Raw genomic sequence first — 14,449 nt, 5'->3', positions numbered from 1 at the left:
ACGCGCAAAGACGGGCACGCGCACTGCATGGGCGCGAAACTCGCGCGGCCCGCTCAACGCGCACTGTGTCGCGCCACCCACTGCGCTCGCATCCAGGCGAACAACCGCCAGCCCAGCAGCGCGAGCATGATCGCACCGTAGAGCTTCGGCAGCGCCAGATCGTGCTTGCCGGCCTTCATCCACCAAAAGTGCAGGATCGCGAGCGCGCCGATGACGTACACGGCGCGATGCAGTGTCTGCCAGCGCCGCCCCAGCTTGCGCACGGCGGCGCGTGGCGAGGTCGCTGCCAATACGATCAACAGCACGAACGCGGCGAACCCGACGGTGATGAACGGCCGCTTGCCGATATCCTTCGCCACCTCGGCAAGATCGAACCACTTGTCGAACCAGATATAGGTGATGAAGTGCAGGGTCGCGTAAAAGAACGCATAGAGCCCCAGCATGCGGCGAAATCGCTGCAGCGCATTGATGCCCGATAACTTGCGCAGCGGTGTCACGGCGAGCGTGATGCAAAGAAAGACGAGTGTCCATAACCCGGTCGACCAGGTGATGAACCGAATCGGATCGGCTCCGAGCCCGTCGGTGAATCCCAAGAACACGAGCCGCAAGAGCGGATACCAGGCAGCGATGAACACTGCCACTTTCGCGGGCGCGATCCAAGGCTCGCCCTTGCGCGGCGATACCGCGGCGCGGCGCGGTTCGCGCATAGCCGTTGCGTCGGCGCGGCGGTTCAAGGTCGGAGTCTCGGTCGTCATGATGGTGGCATTTACGTTCGCTGGATCAACAACCCGATGAGCATCAGAAATATTTGCGCAGGTCCATGCCCTGGTACATCGACGCGACGAGACTGCCGTAGCCGTTGAACATCAGCGTCTTGCGCTTCGGCGTGAAGAAACCGTCCTCGCCGATGCGCCGCTCCGTAGCCTGGCTCCAGCGCGGGTGATCAACGGTCGGATTCACGTTGGAGTAGAAGCCGTATTCTTTCGGCGCGTAGGTGTTCCAACTCGTCGGCGGCTGCTTCTCGACGAAACGAATCTTGACGATCGATTTCGCGCTCTTGAATCCATATTTCCAGGGCACGACAACGCGTATCGGCGCGCCGTTCTGGTTCGGCAGCACTTGCCCGTAAACGCCCACCGTCAGGAGCGTGAGCGGGTTCATCGCCTCGTCCATGCGCAGCCCCTCCGAATAGGGCCACTCGAGAATCGGATCGGCCAGGCCCGGCATCTGCGAGGCATCCGAAAGCGTGATGAATTGCACGTACTTCGCATTGCCCGTAGGCTGCGCCCGTTTCACGAGTTCGGCGAGCGGATAGCCGATCCACGGAATCACCATCGACCACCCTTCCACACACCTGAGGCGGTACACGCGCTCTTCGAGCGGCGCGAGCTTGAGCAGCTCGTCGATGTCGTACACCTTGGCGTTCTTGACTTCGCCCTCGACGCTGACACGCCACGGATGGGGTCGCAGCGTACCGGCATTACGCGAGGGATCGCCTTTGTCGGTGCCGAACTCATAGAAATTGTTATAGGTCGTAATGTCCTTGAAGGACGTCGCTTTGTCCGGGACGACGAATTTTGCGTTCGTGACGGCCGCGAGCTTTCGGGCGTGGGCGTCAGGCGACGTATAGGCGGCAAGCGCCTCGGCACTCATGCCGAGCAGACCGCCCGCCCCTGCCACACCTGCCGCCGCCATGCCGGTCGCGGCCCGCAGGATCCGGCGCCGGTTTTCGAACACGGCGCGCGGCGTGATCTCGCTCGGTGAAATATCCTGACCGGCGACGAGAATGCGTTGCTGTCGTTTGATCCACACGATGACTGCTCCATGAAAGCGTCGGTCCGTCCGATCGGCCCGTCGCTTCTATATACCGTTCGCGGGCGCATCCGGATGCATCGAAATAAACGGACGATTTGCGCCGCATGAGCGCGAAGCGCCCGCTGGAGCATCGCGCCGGACGTAAAAAAACCGCCGGTGAGCCACTCGGCGGTTTTTTCGAACCCAGCGGCACACGCGCTTAAACACCTACAGTTTGCCGTAACTGTGCAGCCCCGACAGGAACATATTGACGCCAAGAAATGCGAACGTCGTCACGATGAGGCCCGTCAACGCCCACCAAGCGGCAACCGAACCGCGCAGCCCTTTCATTAGACGCATATGGAGCCAGGCGGCGTAATTGAGCCAGACGATGAGTGCCCAGGTCTCCTTCGGATCCCAGCTCCAGTATCCGCCCCATGCCTCGGCGGCCCAGAGTGCGCCGAGAATCGTCGCGATTGTGAAAAACGCGAAGCCGACCGCGATCGACTTGTACATCACGTCGTCGAGCACCTCGAGCGCAGGGAGCCGATCGGCCAGCACGCCGCGCTCCTTGGCGAGATAAGCCACGCCGACCATGGCGGACAGCGCGAAGCTGCCATAACCGATGAAATTCGCCGGCACATGGATCTTCATCCACCAGCTTTGCAGCGCGGGCACGAGCGGCTGGATCTGCTGGGCGTCGCGCGCGATCGAATACCACATCAGAAATCCGACCGCGGCGCTGATGACGAGCAGCACGAACGAGCCGAGCGCACGCGTGCCGTAATGCTGTTCGTAATACAGATAAAAGAGCGCGGTGATCAGGCAGAACAGCACGAACACTTCATAGAGGTTCGAAATAGGAATGTGCCCGACGTCCGCGCCGATCAGATAGGACTCGTACCAGCGCACCATCATTCCGGTAAAGCCCATCAGCACCGCGAACCAGGTGAGCTTCGAGCCGATCGCCGCACCGGACGGCGAGCGCGAAAGCAGGCCGATCCAATAGAACAGCGTGGCGAGCACGAAAAGCGCGCTCATCCAGAGAATGGCGGACTGGCTCGACAGAAAATATTTGAGAAGGAACGCGCCCTCGGCACGTGTGAGATCGCCGTGATAGAGCGCGATCGACGACAGCGCGAACAATGCGATGCCCGCCATCAAGAGCCGAGCGGGCTTCCAGCGCCACCCCAATACGACGAGCGCCGGCACCGCGCCGACAAGGACGAGCTTGTCGTAGTAGTTCATGAACGCGTGGTAGCGCGAGACCCCAAATCCCGCGCCGGCGACGAGCACCGCAGCGAACAACCAGTCGGTGGCGGTGAGCCGTCGCAAAAACGAACGCTCGTCCAAGACGTTGCCGGCAGGGCGAGCCGTTGCGGGCCGGGAGCGGGAAGCGTTGGTCAGATCCATGATGTTACCGAGTAAGATCGTCGGCACCGCGAGGCGGTGCGCTTGCAATATCGTGAGCGGCCACGCCGAGCGTGGCGCCCACCGTATCGCGCGTTTGCGCGAATTCCTTGTCGAAGTCGAGCGTCTTGCGCGCGGTCGACATCGCCATGACCACGGACACGCCCGTGGACGTTTCCTTGAGCCAAAGCCAGAGCCGTCGCTCGCGGACAAAGAACATCGAGAAGATGCCCGCCACGAGCAACAGGCTGCCAAGATATACCACTTTCTTGCCGGGCGCGCGCGTCAACTGGAACACCGACGCCTGCACCTGCTTGAACGAATCGAGCTGCAAATAGACCGGGGAGCCGTACAGGAAGCTGTCCGACAGGGCGTTGATGGAGCTTTGCACGAAGCGGCTCGTGGCGGCATCGGGGCTCGCGTCGGGTTCGCCCGCACCTTCGCGCGCCAATTGCCAAAGCTCCCACATCGATCCCTCGAGCATGCGCAGCAACAGCGATGCAGCCTTTTCCTGTTCGCCTTTCGGCACGGACTGATCGATGAAGGTCGCGATCGCCTGGAAGCCCGCGTTGGCTTGACCTGTCGGCGTCTTGCCCCCGCCCTCGCCGGCGCCGGCAAACAGTGACATGACGCGCTGCGCGCTTTCCTGCAAGTGCTGGCGCAGTTCCGGGTTCTGATCCACCACCGCGCGACGCGCGAACCGTTCGGCTGCCTCGGTCCGCAACGCAGGATTGTCGAGCGCGGCGCGCAGCATCATCCATTCCTTGACCGTGCCCGCCTGATCGGCCGGAATGCGCAAATAGCGGAACGGATCGTCGGGAGCGAGGCGCACCCCGGCAAGAAACATCCGCTCGCCGTCGACGTCCACCGGCAGCATGTAGTTGTTGAATTCACGCGCCTGGCCATCGCTGCCCCGGACCTTGTACTGCACCGATGGGCCGACGTTGCGCAAGTCCACCGGCTTCGAGCTCTTTGCACCCGAGCCCAGCCGGTTCTCGAGAAACCGCTCGACCGGATGCTGAGCGGCGACTCCGCGCACGTCCGTCTTGCCGGAGCCGTTGGTGACGTTTTCGACGTTGATCGCCCGAAAGTCGGAGAATTCGATCGTCTGGCCGGCCGCGTCGGGCATCGACGCAGGAAGCGGGGCCGAGCCCCCGATCGCACCGTGCACGGGGACCGTCGCGACGGTTGCGCCGACCATCGGCCACGCCGTCATCGTCATCTGCGAGCCGCCGTCCTGGAAGCTCGACTGGTAGATCGAGACACCGTCGTACTCGAACGGCTTGTTGACTTCGATACGCGCGGGTACGCGTGCACCGGTCTTATGGTCGGTGATGACGATGTCGCTCGCGAACAGCTTCGGCATGCCGGTCGAGTAGTAATCGACGATGAACTTGTCGAGCTGGATCGAGAACGGCAGGTCCTGAATCAGCGAACCGTTGGGTTGGTTCAGAATCGCGGTCGATACATGTTGCCCCTCGGGCACCCACGCATAGCCGCGAAACGTGGGATTGCCGGTCGAGAGTCGATGCTCCGGCCCGATCTCGCTGATGGTGCTGTTGCTCGTGACCGGCGTCTTGCCGAAGAGCCACATCTGGAATTTGATCGGCAAGTTGCTGTCGAGCAATCCTCCGATACAGATCACCACGATCGCGATGTGCGCAAAGATGTAGCCGATCTTCGCGAGCCCGCCTCGCTTCGCCGCAATCAGCGTGGCTTCGCCGCTCTCGCGTACGACGTACTTGTAGCCGATCCTGTCGAGCAACGCGCCCAGACGCCCGGCCGCTTCGGCACGTGTACCGCCGCACGCGTATTCCGCCTTGTGATGAAACGCGCGCAGGCTACCCTCGCGCACTCTGTCTTTCCAGCTCTTCGCATCGGCAATCATCTTCGGTGCGTTGCGCACCACGCAAAGCGAAATGGAGACGATCAGAAAGCCCAGAATGAGCATGAACCACCACGCGCTATAGACCGTGTAGAGGCTCAGCCCGCGGAAGATATCGGCCCAGAACGGGCCGAACTGATTGACGTAGTTCGGGTAAGGATCATCCTGCGTCAGCACCGTGCCGACGATGCTCGCGATCGCGAGCACGACAAGCAGTGCGATCGCGAAACGCATCGAGCTCACGAGCTCCACGGCGCTTCGCAGCGTGCGCCGTTCCGATTTCAATTCATAACCCGACGTGGTGACGCTCATTCCAACTCCAACTGCCAGCAAAAAAGGGTAGGGCCGCCGACGACACGACGCCCCCACCCTTTTTTTGTTCTTGCCGCGTCTCGCCGCGCGTGTCGCACAGCGGAGCGTCAAATGTAATGCGGCGCGTACCTGTCAATGCAGGCCGGCCATGTAGTCCGCCACCGCTTTCATTTCGGTGTCGGTCAGCCGCGAGGCGATCGGCTGCATGACATCGTTCTTGCGCGTTCCCTGCTCGAACGCCGTGAGCTGCGCATGCGTGTAATCGGCCCATTGTCCCGACACGCGCGGGAACTGCACGGGAATGCCCTGCCCGGTGGGTCCATGGCAACTCGCGCAAGCGGGCACGCCCTTGTCCGCAATGCCGCCACGGTAAATCTTCTGCCCCAACGCGACCGTCGCGGCGTCGCGCGCCGCGCCGCCCTTCGGCGTTTGCGAGGCGAAATACGCGGCGACGTTCGCCATATCCTGGTCCGACAGCGATGCGACGATGCCCGCCATCACCGGGTTTTGCCGCACCGCGGCTTTTTCGCCCGGCTTGACCTTGAAGTCCTTCAACTCCTTCAGGAGGTACTGCTCATGCTGCCCGGCCAGCTTCGGAAATGCCGCGCTGGCACTGTTACCGTCCGCTCCATGGCACGCGACGCACACGCTCGTTGCGATCGCTTGCCCCTTGTTGGCATCGGGCTTGAGCGCTTCCGCCGCGCTTGCTCCTGTCGCCACACCCATCAAACCTGCCGCCACGACTTCAAGGACCACCAAAGACTTGCACAGTCGATTCATTCGCACACCCGGTTTCGTCTTTTGAGAATTGAGTGTCCCGAAGCCCATTCGCGGCGCAAGCAAGCAATCTCCCCTTGGGGCTGCAAGCGGTTGCCCAGCGGCCCGGTCAGTTCCTCGAGAGGTTTCGGAAAACGACGGCGCCCATCATTTCCGCCGCAAAAAAACGCCTGCGGCGTCATGCCCATACGGGCTCGAAAGGCCGTGCGAAGCGCGTGCTGGCGGCCTCGTCCGGTCTTCGGCCAAACCGTCGTATTGTACAATACCTCGCTATGCGCCAAGACGCCAGTCGGCTGCACCCTGGGCGCTTGCCCCCACTTTTCGGTCTCGCTCGACCGCCCACCTCTTCCGCCATGGCCTTCTTGCTGCATCAAGCCCGCTTTTTCACGACCGTCAACCATCTGCGCGACCTGCCCAGCACAGTCACGCCGGAGATCGCGTTCGCCGGCCGCTCCAACGCCGGCAAGTCGACCGCCATCAACGTCCTTTGCAACCAGAAGCGCCTTGCCTTCGCGAGCAAGACGCCCGGCCGGACGCAGCATATCAATTATTTCGGCGTCGGGCCGGCCGACGAACCCGTGGGCTATCTCGTGGATCTGCCCGGCTACGGCTACGCCGAAGTGCCCGGAGCCGCGAAGGCCCATTGGGAGGCGCTGCTCGCCAGCTACTTGCAAAGCCGCGCCCAGTTGCGCGGCATGATCCTCATGATGGATTCGCGGCGTCCGCTGACCGAGCTCGATCGCCGCATGATCGAGTGGTTCGCGCCGACGGGCAAGCCGATTCACACGCTGCTCACGAAGTGCGACAAATTGACGCGCCAAGAGGGCACCAATGCACTGCGGGCCACGCAAAAAGGGCTCGCCGAATATCGCGACGCTGGCTATCGCGGCGAGCTCACCGCGCAACTCTTTTCGGCGCTCAAACGGACAGGGCTCGAAGACGCTCATGTCGTCATCGAGGGTTGGCTGGCGGCATCCGAACGAGGTTCGTAAACCCGCATTGCGGGCACTATCTCAAAACCAGAAAAAAACCCGCCGGACCTCGGCGGGTTAAACAGCCTAATCGAAAAACGACAGGCACCCGCTCAGGGAGGAGAAGCGGGGAGCTCCGCGCCAGGCGCGTTACTCGATCGCTATCATATACCATCGTGCAAAGAGTAGCGTCCGGGCAGGTTCCCGCTCCCTGCAAAGTGTCCGAAAAACGATTGGCGCCGGTTTTGCCGGAATTTAGACGAACTTCGAAGCGGTTCTCGACAAACACCATGAGCTTTTATCCGCATCATCGTCCGCGCCGGATGCGACGCGACGACTTCTCGCGCCGCCTCATGCGCGAGACCGTATTGACGACCAACGATCTCATTTACCCGGTATTCATCGTCGAGGGTTCGAACGTGAGGCAGGCGGTGCCATCGATGCCGGGCGTCGAACGCCTATCGGTCGATCTGCTGCTCGATGTGGCGCACCGGTGCGTCGAACTGGGCGTGCCCGTGCTGTCGCTTTTTCCGGCCATCGAGCCCTCGCTGAAAACGCCGGACGGCCGCGAAGCGGCGAATCCCGAAGGATTGGTTCCTCGCGCGGTGCGGGAGATCAAGGCCCGCTTCCCCGAACTCGGCGTCCTCACCGATGTCGCGCTCGATCCCTATACGAGCCACGGCCAAGACGGTGTGCTCGATGAAGCGGGTTATGTGCTCAATGACGAGACGGTTGAAATCCTCGTCGAACAGGCCCGCACCCAAGCGGAGGCCGGCGTGGACATCCTCGCACCGTCAGACATGATGGACGGCCGCATCGGCGCACTGCGCGAGATGCTCGAAAGCGAGCGTCGCATCCACACTCGGATCATGGCCTACGCGGCGAAGTACGCATCGGCCTTCTACGGGCCGTTCCGCGACGCCGTCGGCTCTGCGACCAACCTCGGCAAGAGCAACAAGATGACGTACCAGATGGACCCGGCGAACTCGGACGAAGCGTTGCGCGAAGTCCGCCTCGATATCGAGGAAGGCGCCGATATGGTGATGGTGAAACCCGGCATGCCCTATCTGGACATCGTGCGGCGGGTGAAAGACGAGTTTCGCTTCCCCACCTATGTCTATCAAGTGAGCGGTGAATACGCGATGCTGAAAGCCGCTGCACAAAACGGCTGGCTCGATCACGACAAGGTGATGATGGAGTCGCTGCTCGCATTCAAGCGCGCAGGCGCCGACGGTGTGCTGACTTACTTCGCACTGGACGCCGCTCGGTTGCTGCGGGATCGGCGCTAACCGATATGAGTTGTGCTACCGGATCGTCAGCGCGACTGACGATCCGCTCGACGCCAACGCCCGATCCAGGCTGCGCAGAAATTTGTCGGCCGATTCATAGCCGACGACACGCAAAACTTCCTTGCCACCCGCGTCGAAGAAAATGATCCCCGGCGGCCCGAATAGCGAAAAGCGCTTCAGAAGCGCCTGATCGTCGGCGTTGTTGGCTGTCACGTCGGCGCGCAGCAGTTGCAACTGAGCAAGGCGCGCGCGGACCCGCGGATCGGCGAAGGTGAAGCGCTCCATCTCCTTGCAGCTGACGCACCAATCCGCATAGAAATCGAGCATCGCCGGGCGTCCCGCCGCCTTGATCGATCGATCGAGCTCGGCCGAGCTTCGCACGGGTTGAAACGAGCGGTCCAACCGCTGCTCGGTCGCCGCGGCAGATGCACCGACACGCGCGGCGAGCACCGCGAGCGGGCGCAATGGATCGGTGGACCCTGCGGCAAGCCCGACGATGAGCGCGGCCGCCCAGATGGCAAATGCGGCTCCGATGCCGCGTCCAAGACGCCGCCAGGTCGAGACTGCGCCCGCATGCGGCGAAAAAAGACCGAGCGTCGCCGCGGCAAACAGCAGCCAGAGCGCGCCAAGCAGCATCTGCGCCGTCGCCGGCAAAACGGGCCAGACGATCCACAGCGCGGCCGCCAGCAACACGACGCCGAAGAAGACCTTGATGCCCTCCATCCATCCGCCCGCGCGCGGCAGGAGTGCGCCGGCACCCAGCCCGACGATCAAAAGCGGCACACCGAGCCCGATCCCCATCGAAAAAAGTGCCACCCCGCCGAGCAACGCGTTGCCCGTGTGTGCGATGAATGCGAGCACGGCAAACAGCGGCGCCGTCATGCACGCACCGACGACCAGGGACGACAAGGCGCCCATTGCGGCGACGGCTGCGAGCTTGCCGCCCGGTCGCCGGTTCGATGCCTCGGACATCCGGTCCTGCCAGCGCTGCGGCAACGCGATATCGAGGCCCGCGATCAACGACAACGCGAACAATGTCAGCAGCAGCGCAAAGGCGCCGAGGACCCACGGATTCTGCAACCATCCTCCAAGGCTCTGCCCGACGAGCGCCGCGGCAATACCGAGGGCCGTATAAACGAGCGCCATGCCGATCACATATGACAGCGACAGCGCGAATCCGCGCGCATGGGTGACGCGGTGCCCTTCCCCGATGATGATCGCCGAGAGAATCGGGATCATGGGATACGAGCAAGGCAGCAGACTCAGCACGAGACCCGCGAGAAAGTAGAGGCCGACCGTTGCCGCGAAGCCGCCGCCTTGCAGCAGCGAGCCCGCGTAATCCGCGCTCGTGAGCCGGTCATACCAGGAAGACGACCCGCCGTTTCCAGCGGTGCCCTCGGGCGCGACCGTTGTGCCCGCGCCCGGTGCGCCCGACTGCAAGGCCGCGCCGCTCACCCGATAGACATGCGTATCGGGCGGATAGCAGATCCCCGCGTCCGCACAACCTTGCGAGGTCACAGCCAATTCGAAGGGCCCGCTCGCCGCTTTCACCGGTACATGAACGACGACGCTTTGCCGATAGGTTTCGACGTTCTTTTGGAAGGTCTCGTCGAATTTGACATGGCCAGCGGGCAGTTGCGGTTCGCCGAGCGTCGCGGTTCCAGTCTTCACCGCAAACGCGAAGCGCTCCCGGTACAGGTAGTAGCCATCGGCAATCTGGAAACGAACGTCGACCGCGCCCGGTACCTCCGATGCGCTGAAACGAAACGCAGCCGAGGGATCGAGAAAATCGTCGGCGCGCGCCGACGTGCCGAAGCTCGCCATCAAGCAAGCGGCGAGCACGAGCGGGATCAGGAAGAAGAAGCGCGCGAGCGATCCTGCATGCGCGCCGGGCGATCTAAACATGGATTGGACGATGAGTTTCGGCCACCACCCATTGCCCGTAAGCCGTCGAGGCACTTGCCGGCCACGATACGATCTCGGGCGTCTCATAGGGATGGTGCTCCGCAATGAATTGCTCGAGCTCGAGCGCACGCGCGACGCTGGTCTTGAAGAGCAACTGGATTTCCTGAGCCGATTCCTTCTGCCCCTTCCAGCGATAACGGGAACGCAGCGGAGCCGATTCGGCAACGCACGCAGCCAACCGCGCATCGAGGACGGCATCCGCCAGCGCCTGCGCCGATGCGGCGTCCGGCAGCGTGGTCAGCATCAGAACGATTTCGACAGACACGGTCTCTCCAACAACGGCATACATGCTCGCATTATCGTACCATCGGCCGCCGTTCACCCGCCGATCGGCGCCCACACTCGTCCGTCGCACCGGGCGCACGATAAAAAAGGGCCAAGCTGCGCTTGACCCCTTTTATCGCTGCCGCAAGAGCTTCGCGGCGTTGATGGACGCCTTATTCCGCGTCTTGCACTTCTTCGCCTTCCACCGGTTCCGGGCGGTCGAGCAGTTCGACGAGCGCCATCGGCGCATTGTCGCCGACGCGGAACCCGAACTTCAGGATGCGCAGATAGCCGCCGGGGCGGTTCGCGAAGCGCGGACCGAGCACGTCGAACAGCTTCGTGACCGAATCGCGGTCGCGCAGGCGGTTGAACGCGAGGCGGCGGTTGGCGAGCGAAGGCTTCTTGCCGAGCGTGATGAGCGGCTCGACGACCTTGCGCAGTTCTTTCGCTTTCGGCAGCGTCGTCTTGATGACTTCGTGCTCGATCAGCGAGTTGGACATGTTACGGAGCATTGCCAAACGGTGGCTGCTCGTGCGGTTCAGTTTCCGCAGACCATGACGGTGACGCATCTCAGTTTCCTTGATTCAAAGTTTTGATCCAGCTCTTCTATCGTCGCGGCTTTCCTGAAGGAAAAGCCTGGGACACGGGCCGGTATGAAAAAGCAAGACGCGGATTTTAAAGGAAAATCCGCGTTGTTGCCAGTCAGCTTACTTGTCGAGACCGGCCGGCGGCCAGTTTTCGAGCTTCATGCCGAGCGTGAGACCGCGCGACGCGAGCACTTCCTTGATCTCGTTGAGCGACTTGCGACCAAGGTTCGGGGTCTTGAGCAGCTCGTTTTCGGTACGCTGAATCAGATCGCCGATGTAGTAGATGTTCTCGGCCTTCAGGCAGTTCGCGGAACGCACCGTCAGTTCGAGATCGTCCACCGGACGCAGCAGGATCGGATCGATCTGCGGCGCACGCGACGGCGCTTCGGCCGCAGCTTCCGTTCCTTCCAGCGCAGCGAAGACGGCAAGCTGGTCGACCAGAATGCGAGCCGATTGACGAATCGCTTCCTCGGGCGAAATCACGCCGTTGGTTTCGATGTTCATCACGAGCTTGTCGAGGTCCGTACGTTGCTCGACACGCGCGCTCTCGACCGCATAGCTCACACGGCGAACCGGAGAGAACGATGCGTCGAGCACGATGCGGCCGATGATCTTCGCCGTTTCCTCGCCATACCGGCGCACGTTGCCGGGCACATAGCCGCGGCCCTTTTCGACCTTGATCTGCACGTCGAGCTTGCCGCCCTTCGAGAGGTGGGCAACCACATGGTCGGGATTGATCACTTCGCAGTCGTGCGGCAATTCGATATCGCGCGCCGTCACGAGGCCTTCGCCTTCCTTGCGCAGCGTGACCGTCACTTCATCCCGGTTGTGCAGCTTGAATACGACACCCTTCAAGTTCAGCAGCAGATTGACGACGTCCTCTTGCACACCATCGAGCGTCGAATACTCATGCACGACGCCTGCGATCGTCACTTCGGTCGGCGCGTAGCCGATCATCGACGACAGCAGTACGCGCCGAAGCGCGTTGCCCAACGTGTGGCCGTAACCGCGTTCAAACGGTTCCATGACCACTTTCGCGTGGTTCTCGCCAAGCGATTCCACGGCGATGATCTTGGGCTTCAACAAACTGGTTTGCATAGGTTTTCCTTTTCAATACCCTCGGCTCGTTACACCGATAAGGCTGACCGGTAACAACCTGAAAATGAACAGCCGAGGCGCCCCCTTGCCTGACGCAATCGGGGTACCCCGGCCGTAAATCCGATTAGCGCGAATACAATTCGACGATCAGGCTTTCGTTGATATCGCCACCAATGTCGGCGCGCTCGGGCATCTGCTTGAACGTACCTTCGTACTTCTTGGTATCGACCGCGACCCAGCTCGGCAGACCGCTTTGCTCGGCGAGCGAAACGGCTTCGAGAATGCGAGCCTGCTTCTTGGCCTGCTCGCGCACCGCGACGATGTCACCGGCCTTCACTTGCAGCGAAGGGATGTTCGCGACCTGGCCATTGATCGTGATGGCCTTGTGGCTCACGAGCTGGCGCGCTTCCGCGCGCGTGGAGCCGAAGCCCATGCGATAGACGACGTTATCGAGGCGCGACTCGAGCAATTGCAACAGGTTTTCGCCCGTGTTGCCCTTGCGGCGATCCGCTTCCGCGAAGTAGCGGCGGAATTGGCGCTCGAGCACACCGTACATGCGCTTCACTTTTTGCTTTTCGCGCAGCTGGGTGCCATAGTCCGACGTACGTGCGCCGGAGGTGCGACCGTGCTGGCCGGGCTTGCTGTCCAGCTTGCACTTGTCGGCGAGCGAGCGACGCGCGCTCTTCAGGAAGAGATCGGTGCCTTCACGGCGAGACAGCTTGGCTTTGGGGCCGGTATAGCGTGCCACTTTGCGTTCCTTCTGGGTTTGATCACGCGGACATGAAACTTTCCGCGCTAGTCCGGACTCGTCGGTCCGAACGGTGGGCTTAGGATATCGAGATGCAAACAGCCTGCTGGCGCGATGAAGCGCCAACAGGCGTCGTACTTTCGCTCGCCTTAGATACGGCGGCGCTTCGGCGGACGGCAGCCGTTGTGCGGAACCGGCGTCACGTCCGAGATCGCGGTGATCTTGATGCCAAGACCATGCAGTGCACGCACTGCCGACTCGCGACCCGGGCCGGGACCCTTGATCCGCACTTCGAGGTTCTTCACGCCGTATTCCATCGCCACGCGGCCAGCCGACTCCGCCGCAACCTGCGCCGCGAACGGCGTGGACTTGCGCGAGCCCTTGAAGCCTTGACCGCCCGAGGTCGCCCAGGCAAGCGCGTTGCCCTGACGATCGGTGATCGTGATGATGGTGTTGTTGAACGACGCGTGAACGTGAACCACGCCCTCGGCGACGTTCTTCTTGACCTTCTTGCGAACGCGTTGCGCCGCGGTGTTGTTCGAAGCCTTAGCCATTACATTTTCCTGTAACTGTCAGTCCCGCTTACTTCTTCAGCGATTGCGCTGCACGGCGCGGACCCTTGCGCGTACGGGCATTCGTGCGCGTACGCTGGCCACGCAGGGGCAGCCCCTTGCGATGACGCACGCCGCGGTAGCAGCCGAGATCCATCAGGCGCTTGATGTTCATCGTCACTTCGCGGCGCAGATCGCCCTCGACGACAAACTTGCCGACTTCGTCACGCAGCTTTTCGAGATCCGCGTCCGTCAGGTCCTTGACCTTCTTCGAGTAGTCGACACCCGCCGCCTCGCAAATCCGGCGCGAGCGCGTGCGGCCGACACCGAAGATCGCCGTGAGGCCGATTTCGGCGTGCTGGTGGTTCGGGATGTTCACCCCTGCAATACGAGCCATTGTTTTTCCTCAAACAAAAAGCGCAAGCAAAAGCGTCGGCGTTAGCCTTGACGCTGTTTGTGGCGCGGATCAGAGCTGCAAATCACGCGCACAACGCCTTTGCGCTTGATGATCTTGCAATTGCGGCAAATGCGCTTAACCGATGCCATCACTTTCATGATATTACCCTTTTTTCAAATCACTTCGCCCGGAACACGATCCGCGCACGCGACAGATCGTAAGGCGTCAACTCAACCGTCACCTTGTCGCCCGGCAGGATACGGATGTAGTGCATCCGCATCTTGCCCGAGATATGTCCCAATACGACATGGCCGTTTTCCAGCTTCACGCGGAAGGTCGCATTGGGCAGGTTCTCGATCACCTCGCCCTGCATCTGGATTACATCGTCTTTGGCCATAAGT

At 62.0% G+C, this 14,449-nt stretch carries 16 protein-coding genes; 2 read left to right on the top strand and 14 right to left on the bottom strand.

What is annotated here, in order from left to right; all coding sequences use genetic code 11:
- Positions 1 to 53 precede the first annotated feature (53 nt).
- The 5 genes from msrQ to ACR9ZC_RS08670 form a co-directional block, all read right to left on the bottom strand.
- The gene (msrQ, locus tag ACR9ZC_RS08690) at positions 54 to 755 is read right to left on the bottom strand and encodes a protein-methionine-sulfoxide reductase heme-binding subunit MsrQ (RefSeq protein ID WP_481579981.1); all 702 of its coding nucleotides are present in this window, start codon (positions 753 to 755) and stop codon (positions 54 to 56) included.
- A gap of 43 nt (positions 756 to 798) precedes the next feature.
- On the bottom strand, positions 799 to 1,812 hold the full coding sequence (gene msrP / locus ACR9ZC_RS08685) for a protein-methionine-sulfoxide reductase catalytic subunit MsrP (RefSeq protein WP_331568808.1): 1,014 nt from the start codon (positions 1,810 to 1,812) through the stop codon (positions 799 to 801).
- 210 nt (positions 1,813 to 2,022) lie between these two features.
- A complete protein-coding gene (ccsB, locus tag ACR9ZC_RS08680) occupies positions 2,023 to 3,207 on the bottom strand; it encodes a c-type cytochrome biogenesis protein CcsB (protein WP_440560552.1) in 1,185 nt (394 codons plus the stop codon).
- A 4-nt stretch (positions 3,208 to 3,211) separates the two neighbouring features.
- Complete coding sequence (locus ACR9ZC_RS08675) at positions 3,212 to 5,401, bottom strand: cytochrome c biogenesis protein ResB (RefSeq protein ID WP_481579980.1); 2,190 nt, start codon at positions 5,399 to 5,401, stop codon at positions 3,212 to 3,214.
- Between the two features lie 132 nt (positions 5,402 to 5,533).
- Entirely contained in the window at positions 5,534 to 6,181 is a 648-nt protein-coding gene (locus tag ACR9ZC_RS08670) for a c-type cytochrome (protein WP_481579979.1), read from the bottom strand.
- 350 nt (positions 6,182 to 6,531) lie between these two features.
- Between ACR9ZC_RS08670 and yihA the strand changes: the two genes are divergently transcribed.
- Together yihA and hemB are read left to right on the top strand one after the other, a co-directional pair.
- Positions 6,532 to 7,170, top strand: coding sequence for a ribosome biogenesis GTP-binding protein YihA/YsxC (gene yihA, locus ACR9ZC_RS08665; protein WP_481579978.1), 639 nt, complete (start codon positions 6,532 to 6,534; stop codon positions 7,168 to 7,170).
- 269 nt (positions 7,171 to 7,439) lie between these two features.
- On the top strand, positions 7,440 to 8,438 hold the full coding sequence (gene hemB, locus ACR9ZC_RS08660) for a porphobilinogen synthase (RefSeq protein WP_481579977.1): 999 nt from the start codon (positions 7,440 to 7,442) through the stop codon (positions 8,436 to 8,438).
- 15 nt (positions 8,439 to 8,453) lie between these two features.
- Here the strand turns inward: hemB and dsbD are convergent, their stop codons facing one another.
- The 9 genes from dsbD to infA form a co-directional block, all read right to left on the bottom strand.
- Positions 8,454 to 10,343, bottom strand: coding sequence for a protein-disulfide reductase DsbD (gene dsbD / locus ACR9ZC_RS08655; protein ID WP_481579976.1), 1,890 nt, complete (start codon positions 10,341 to 10,343; stop codon positions 8,454 to 8,456).
- A complete protein-coding gene (gene cutA / locus ACR9ZC_RS08650) occupies positions 10,336 to 10,692 on the bottom strand; it encodes a divalent-cation tolerance protein CutA (protein ID WP_173256853.1) in 357 nt (118 codons plus the stop codon). The genes dsbD and cutA overlap by 8 nt, the downstream gene beginning before the upstream one ends.
- 148 nt (positions 10,693 to 10,840) lie before the next feature.
- Positions 10,841 to 11,236 (bottom strand): 50S ribosomal protein L17, encoded by a 396-nt coding sequence (gene rplQ / locus ACR9ZC_RS08645; protein ID WP_440560559.1) that lies wholly within the window; start codon positions 11,234 to 11,236, stop codon positions 10,841 to 10,843.
- A 138-nt stretch (positions 11,237 to 11,374) separates the two neighbouring features.
- A complete protein-coding gene (locus ACR9ZC_RS08640) occupies positions 11,375 to 12,352 on the bottom strand; it encodes a DNA-directed RNA polymerase subunit alpha (RefSeq protein WP_173256851.1) in 978 nt (325 codons plus the stop codon).
- 124 nt (positions 12,353 to 12,476) lie between these two features.
- Positions 12,477 to 13,100 (bottom strand): 30S ribosomal protein S4, encoded by a 624-nt coding sequence (gene rpsD, locus ACR9ZC_RS08635; protein ID WP_173256850.1) that lies wholly within the window; start codon positions 13,098 to 13,100, stop codon positions 12,477 to 12,479.
- 149 nt (positions 13,101 to 13,249) lie between these two features.
- Positions 13,250 to 13,654: a 30S ribosomal protein S11 gene (gene rpsK, locus ACR9ZC_RS08630; RefSeq protein WP_017777173.1), complete on the bottom strand. Its 405-nt coding sequence runs from the start codon at positions 13,652 to 13,654 to the stop codon at positions 13,250 to 13,252.
- A 28-nt stretch (positions 13,655 to 13,682) separates the two neighbouring features.
- On the bottom strand, positions 13,683 to 14,048 hold the full coding sequence (rpsM, locus tag ACR9ZC_RS08625) for a 30S ribosomal protein S13 (protein ID WP_173256849.1): 366 nt from the start codon (positions 14,046 to 14,048) through the stop codon (positions 13,683 to 13,685).
- A gap of 41 nt (positions 14,049 to 14,089) precedes the next feature.
- Positions 14,090 to 14,206, bottom strand: a complete 117-nt coding sequence (rpmJ, locus tag ACR9ZC_RS08620; RefSeq protein ID WP_004199844.1) for a 50S ribosomal protein L36 — start codon at positions 14,204 to 14,206, stop codon at positions 14,090 to 14,092.
- Positions 14,207 to 14,226: 20 nt separating this feature from the next.
- Complete coding sequence (gene infA, locus ACR9ZC_RS08615) at positions 14,227 to 14,445, bottom strand: translation initiation factor IF-1 (RefSeq protein ID WP_004521905.1); 219 nt, start codon at positions 14,443 to 14,445, stop codon at positions 14,227 to 14,229.
- Positions 14,446 to 14,449 lie beyond the last annotated feature (4 nt).

It is taken from the genome of Trinickia sp. HAY1-2D (assembly GCF_056754935.1).
This window is presented reverse-complemented; position numbering and strand designations above follow the sequence as displayed.

Coding starts and splice junctions, on each gene's coding strand:
- msrQ (WP_481579981.1), bottom strand. CDS start 755: ATGACGACCGAGACTCCGACCTTGAACCGCCGCGCCGACGCAACGGCT.
- ccsB (WP_440560552.1), bottom strand. CDS start 3,207: ATGGATCTGACCAACGCTTCCCGCTCCCGGCCCGCAACGGCTCGCCCT.
- ACR9ZC_RS08675 (WP_481579980.1), bottom strand. CDS start 5,401: ATGAGCGTCACCACGTCGGGTTATGAATTGAAATCGGAACGGCGCACG.
- ACR9ZC_RS08670 (WP_481579979.1), bottom strand. CDS start 6,181: ATGAATCGACTGTGCAAGTCTTTGGTGGTCCTTGAAGTCGTGGCGGCA.
- yihA (WP_481579978.1), top strand. CDS start 6,532: ATGGCCTTCTTGCTGCATCAAGCCCGCTTTTTCACGACCGTCAACCAT.
- hemB (WP_481579977.1), top strand. CDS start 7,440: ATGAGCTTTTATCCGCATCATCGTCCGCGCCGGATGCGACGCGACGAC.
- dsbD (WP_481579976.1), bottom strand. CDS start 10,343: ATGTTTAGATCGCCCGGCGCGCATGCAGGATCGCTCGCGCGCTTCTTC.
- cutA (WP_173256853.1), bottom strand. CDS start 10,692: ATGTATGCCGTTGTTGGAGAGACCGTGTCTGTCGAAATCGTTCTGATG.
- rplQ (WP_440560559.1), bottom strand. CDS start 11,236: ATGCGTCACCGTCATGGTCTGCGGAAACTGAACCGCACGAGCAGCCAC.
- ACR9ZC_RS08640 (WP_173256851.1), bottom strand. CDS start 12,352: ATGCAAACCAGTTTGTTGAAGCCCAAGATCATCGCCGTGGAATCGCTT.
- rpsK (WP_017777173.1), bottom strand. CDS start 13,654: ATGGCTAAGGCTTCGAACAACACCGCGGCGCAACGCGTTCGCAAGAAG.
- rpsM (WP_173256849.1), bottom strand. CDS start 14,048: ATGGCTCGTATTGCAGGGGTGAACATCCCGAACCACCAGCACGCCGAA.
- rpmJ (WP_004199844.1), bottom strand. CDS start 14,206: ATGAAAGTGATGGCATCGGTTAAGCGCATTTGCCGCAATTGCAAGATC.
- infA (WP_004521905.1), bottom strand. CDS start 14,445: ATGGCCAAAGACGATGTAATCCAGATGCAGGGCGAGGTGATCGAGAAC.